This window comes from Sandarakinorhabdus sp. (assembly GCF_031422795.1).
In the GTDB taxonomy this organism is placed as follows: domain Bacteria; phylum Pseudomonadota; class Alphaproteobacteria; order Sphingomonadales; family Sphingomonadaceae; genus Sandarakinorhabdus.
The window spans coordinates 1-5358 of record NZ_JANPML010000408.1; the positions used below are offsets into that span (position 1 = coordinate 1).

The 5358-nt window shown below is 63.5% G+C and carries 6 protein-coding genes; all 6 read left to right on the forward strand.

Going from position 1 to position 5358, the window contains the following annotated elements; all coding sequences use genetic code 11:
* Positions 1-633: D-alanyl-D-alanine carboxypeptidase family protein (locus tag RMO81_RS14240; RefSeq protein WP_409049627.1), on the forward strand; the 633-nt coding region annotated here is incomplete at its 5' end.
* The gene (gene tmk / locus RMO81_RS14245) at positions 633-1241 is read left to right on the forward strand and encodes a dTMP kinase (protein WP_310476563.1); all 609 of its coding nucleotides are present in this window, start codon (positions 633-635) and stop codon (positions 1239-1241) included. The genes RMO81_RS14240 and tmk, both read left to right, overlap by 1 nt.
* On the forward strand, positions 1238-2212 hold the full coding sequence (locus RMO81_RS14250; protein WP_310476564.1) for a DNA polymerase III subunit delta': 975 nt from the start codon (positions 1238-1240) through the stop codon (positions 2210-2212). Before tmk ends, RMO81_RS14250 begins: the two co-directional genes overlap by 4 nt.
* Positions 2213-2244: 32 nt before the next feature.
* Complete coding sequence (gene metG, locus RMO81_RS14255; protein ID WP_310476565.1) at positions 2245-3810, forward strand: methionine--tRNA ligase; 1566 nt, start codon at positions 2245-2247, stop codon at positions 3808-3810.
* 4 nt (positions 3811-3814) lie between these two features.
* Entirely contained in the window at positions 3815-4585 is a 771-nt protein-coding gene (locus RMO81_RS14260; RefSeq protein ID WP_310476567.1) for a TatD family hydrolase, read from the forward strand.
* Positions 4582-5358, forward strand: a 777-nt coding sequence (locus tag RMO81_RS14265; RefSeq protein WP_310476568.1) for an MBL fold metallo-hydrolase, incomplete at its 3' end; no start/stop codon positions are given. The genes RMO81_RS14260 and RMO81_RS14265, both read left to right, overlap by 4 nt.

Consider the following 5358-nt stretch of genomic DNA (forward strand, 5'->3'; position numbering starts at 1 on the left):
ACCATTGCGGAAGCCACCATCCGCGATTTCCCCGATCTTTATGCCCGCTTCTACCAGAAGGAAGGCTTCACCTGGGGCAAGACCATGGGTGCCGGCCAGGCCATCACCCAGGGCAACCGCAATCCGTTGCTGGGCAAGGTCGCTGGTGCCGATGGCCTGAAGACCGGCCACACCGAAGAGGCCGGCTATGGTTTCACCGGGTCTGCCGTGCAGAACGGCCGCCGCCTCGTGATGGTGGTTGCCGGCCTGCCCAGCTTTGGCGACCGCGTCTCGGCCAGCGTCGATTTCATGAACTGGGGCTTTGCCGCCTGGCAGAACATCCCGCTCGGCAAAAAGGGCCAGGTGATGGGCAAGGTCGCGATCAGTGGTGCTACCGATCCGCAGATTGACGCGGTGGCCGGCAAAGATCTGTTTGTTACCCTGCCGCGCGGTTTTGGCATGGAGCGCAAGACCAGCGTTGAGGCATTGCCCGGCCTGACGGCGCCGCTGAAAGCCGGCCAACAGGTGGGCTGGCTCACTGTCACCATGCCCGGCCAGGCACCGGTGAAGGCCCCGCTGGTGACGCAAGTTGCCATCGAGGAAGCCGGCATGTTCCGCCGCGCCTGGAACTGGGTGATGAGCTTCTTCGGTTGATGCACAGCGCCCGGTTCATCACGCTGGAAGGCGGCGAGGGGAGCGGCAAGTCCACGCAAGCACGGCTGCTGGCCGATGTGCTGCGAGCCGATGGCCATGAGGTGGTGCTGACCCGCGAACCGGGTGGCACGCCGGGCGCCGAGGCCATCCGTGGCTTGCTGGTCACCGGCGACCCTGACCGCTGGACGCCGTGGAGCGATGCCCTGCTGATGACGGCGGCGCGCGTGGATCATGTTGCCCGCGTCATCCGCCCGGCACTTGAACGCGGTGCCACGGTGATCTGTGACCGCTTCATCGATTCGACCCGCGCCTATCAGGGCGCAGGGCGCGGGCTGGAAGATGCCGCGTTGATCGATCTGCACAACGAAGCCGTGGGCCTGTGGCCTGACCTCACCCTGGTGCTGCTGCTGGATGAAGCAGAAGGCCTGGCCCGCGCCGCGGCCCGTGGCGGCACAGAAGCGCGGTTCGAAGCGATTGGCGGCGATTTCCATGCCCGCGTGCAGGAATTTTTCGTGGCCCTGCCCACCGCCGAACCGGGCCGTTGCCGGGCGATTAGCGCCAGCGGCAGCATCGACGACGTGGCAGCCCGCATCAGGGCGGCGCTGTGAGCCCCTTGATCGGCCACGCCGCCCAGGTTGAGGCCTTCACGTCGGCTTTCGTCACGGGGCGCCCGCACCATGCGTGGCTGCTGGTTGGCCAGCAGGGGCTGGGCAAGGCGCTGTTTGCCCGTGAAGCTGCCATCTGGCTGCTGGCGGGCGCCCCTGCCGGAACCGGGCTTGCCGTGCCGGCAGATGGCGAGGCGGCGCGGTTGATGGCGGCGGGGTCGCATCTCGATTTCCGCCTGATCGAGCGCACACAGGCCAAGACCGGCAAGCTGCGCAGCGAGATCGTCATCGGCCAGATCGTGCGTCGGCCTGATAGCGAGGGGCAGCCGCTGCGCGAATTCCTGTCCGGCACACCCATGCTGGGGCCGCGCCGCGTCGTGATCATCGATGCGGCAGACGACATGAACCGCAATACTGCCAACGCGTTGCTGAAAAGTCTTGAGGAACCATCGGAAGATACGGTGTTTCTGTTGGTCAGCCACTCGCCGGGACGACTGCTGCCCACCATCCGCTCGCGCTGCCGCACGCTGCGTTTTTCGCGCCTGAATGATAGCGACGTGTCGCGTGTGCTGAACAGTGCCGATCTTGAAGGCGAAGATGAAAAACTGCTCCTGCGCCTCGCCGAAGGCTGTCCGGGCCGTGCCATCGCGCTGGCCAGTGCTGGCATCACGGCCCTGGAAAAGGATCTGGCCGCCCTGTCTGCGCTGCCGCCGCAGATCGCCAACCCGGCGGCGCTGATGCTGGCTCGCGGCATTGGCGGCAAGGGCAGGGAAGGGCGTTATGCCGCCCTGCTCGATCGGGTGCCGGCCTTGATTGCGGCGCGGGCGCAGCGTTTGAATGGCCCGGCACGCGCTGCAGCCATCGCCGAATGGGAGGCTGCGAGCCGTCTGGCGCGTGAAGCCGTGCCGCTGCAATTGGAGCCCGGGCAGGTGGCGCATCGTCTCGCCTTGCATCTGGCGTCTGTGCCGGCTTGAAACGGGCCTGATATTGCCGCATTGCCCGGTGCATGTCGAAACCGCGCTTCTATGTCACCACCGCCATCGCCTATCCCAACGGCCGGCCGCACATGGGCCACGCCTATGAAGCGATTGCCACCGATGTCATCGCCCGTTTCAAGCGGCTCGATGGCTATGGCGTGCGCTTCCTCACCGGCACTGACGAACATGGCCTGAAGATCGATCAGGCCGCCCGCGCTGCCGGCAAGGCGCCCAAGGCCTATGTTGATGACATGGTGGCGCCGTTCCGCGAACTGGACGAAGCGCTGGGCATCAGTTTCGATCGCTTCATCCGCACCACCGATGATGACCACAAGGCGCTGGTGCAGCAATTGTGGCAGCGCATGGAAGCCAATGGCGATCTGTATCTTGGCCGTTACGAAGGCTGGTACTCCGTTCGCGATGAAGCCTATTATGACGAAGCCGAACTGATTGAAGCCGAAGATGCTGCCGGCGCCAAACTGAAGCTGTCGCCGCAAGGCACGCCAGTGGATTGGACGGTGGAGGAAAGCTGGTTCTTCAAGCTCTCCGCCTATCAGGAACGGTTGCTGGCGCTGTATGATGGCCAGCCCGGCTTTATCCAGCCATCAAGCCGTTTCAACGAGATGCGCGCCTTTGTTGCTGGCGGGCTTTCGGATCTGTCGGTCAGCCGTACCAGTTTCACCTGGGGCATTCCGGTGCCGGGTGAGGCCAGCCCAGACGGCAAAACCCATGTCATGTACGTGTGGCTGGATGCGCTGGCCAATTATCTCACGGGTGCAGATGAAAGCGGTCAGGGCGGCCTGGATGGCCAGTGGTGGCCGGCGGATCTGCATGTCGTTGGCAAGGATGTCGTGCGGTTCCACACCGTCTATTGGCCCGCCTTCCTGATCTCGGCCGGCCTTGCGCTGCCAAAATCGGTGTTCGGCCATGGCTTTGTGCTCAACCGCGGCGAGAAAATGTCGAAATCGGTGGGCAATGTTGTCGATCCGGCCGCAATGGTGGAACGCTTCGGCGTTGACCGGTTGCGCTGGTTCCTGTGCCGCGAAGTCGCCTTTGGCGAAGACGGCAGCTACAGCGACGAAGCCATTGTTGAACGCACCAACGCCGATCTGGCCAATGGCATCGGCAATCTGGCGCAGCGCAGCCTTTCCATGGTGAGCAAGAACCTGGGCGGTGTCATGCCGACCCGCGCTGGCACACCGGGCGAAACGGAATCCCGCCTGAAAGAGGCCTTCATCACCGGCAGCACTGCCTATTTCGCCGCCATGAACGCGCTGGCGCTGCACAAGGCGCTGGATTCGCTGATGACAATGGTGGCAGCAGCCAACGGTTATTTCGCCGAGAATGCGCCGTGGGCGCTGGCCAAGACCGACGTGACGCGCATGGCTGAGGTGCTGGCCGCCACGCTGGACGCCACAAGGCGGATCGTCATCCTGGCCCAGCCCTTCATGCCAGCCAGCACAGCGCAGCTGCTCGATCAGCTTGGCGTAGCAGCGGATGCGCGCGATTTCAATGGCTTCAATACGCCAGTTGAAGTTGATGTGCAGCTGCCGGCGCCGGTCGGCGTGTTCCCGCGCATCACGCTGGAAGGTTGAAGCGGTGCTGATCGACAGCCATTGCCACCTCAACTACGCCAGCCTGGGCGAAGATGTGCCCGGCGTGCTGGCCCGTGCCCGTGATGCGGGCGTTGGCGGTTTCCTCGCCATTTCCTGCCGGGTGAGCGAGTGGGACGGGGTGATTGCCATCGCCGATGGGCACGATGGTGTGTGGGCCAGTGTGGGCATCCATCCCCATGAGGCCGATGAACATCCCGATACCGATGCTGCGACCCTGATCGCCGCCACCCATCACCCGCGCGTGGTGGCCATTGGTGAAACCGGGCTCGACTATTATTACGACAAGTCAGACCGCGATCGGCAGAAGACCAGTTTCCGCAGCCATATCGAGGCTGCACGCGCCACCGGCCTGCCGCTGATCGTTCACACCCGCGATGCCGAAGCCGACACGCTGGCGCTGCTGAAAGAGCCGGGAGAAGGGCGGTTGACCGGTGTCATCCACTGTTTTACGGCCAGCCAATCCTTTGCTGATGAAGCACTTGCGCTGGGTTTCTACATCTCGCTGTCGGGTATCGTCACCTTCAAGAACGCCCGCGATTTGGCTGAAACTGCCAAGACCATTCCGGCAGATCGCCTGTTGGTGGAAACGGATTCGCCTTATCTTGCGCCAGTGCCGATGCGCGGCAAGACGTGCGAGCCGGCCTATGTCGCCCACACCGCGCGCTTTCTGGCCAACCTGCGCGGCGTGAGCGAGGCCGAGCTGGCGTCCACCACCACGGCCAATTTCCACGCGCTCTTCACCAAAACGGCATGAAGGTCACGATCCTCGGCTGCGGCACCTCCAGCGGCGTGCCGCGGATCGGCGGAACAGATGGTACCGGCAATTGGGGCCATTGTGACCCGGAAAACCCTAAGAACCGCCGCCGCCGTGTGTCAATTCTGGTTGAAGCCGCCGGCAAGACCGTATTGATCGATTGCGGGCCGGATTGCCGCGAACAACTGCTCAGCGCCCGCGCCGCGCATCTTGATGCCGTTGTGATCACTCACGATCATGCCGATCACGCCCATGGTATCGATGATCTGCGCCAGGTCTTCCACGTCATGCGCCGGCCTGTTGACGTGTGGGCCAGCCCCGAAACCTTTGCCGTGCTCACATCACGCTTTGATTATGTGTTCAAGGGCGCGGTGGGCTATCCTGCCACCTGCACCGCCCATGATCTTGCCGGCCCGGTTCAACTCGGCGACCTTGTGATCACGCCATTTCCGCAATTGCATGGCGATATTGAATCGACGGGCGTGCGCTTTGATCATGCTGATAGGTCTTTTGCCTATTCCACTGATGTAAAAGGTTTTGATGCACGTGCGGATGCCGCGCTGACCGGGCTTGATCTATGGGTGGTTGATGCGCTGCGGCGGGAACCGCACCCAACCCACAGTCATCTTGAGCAGACTTTGGCGTGGATCGACCAGCGCCGGCCGGGCAGGGCGGTGCTCACCCACATGGATCAATCCATGGACTATGAAATGCTGCGTTCCGAATTGCCGGCGGGCGTGGAGCCGGGCTTTGACGGTCAGGTGATCACGCTA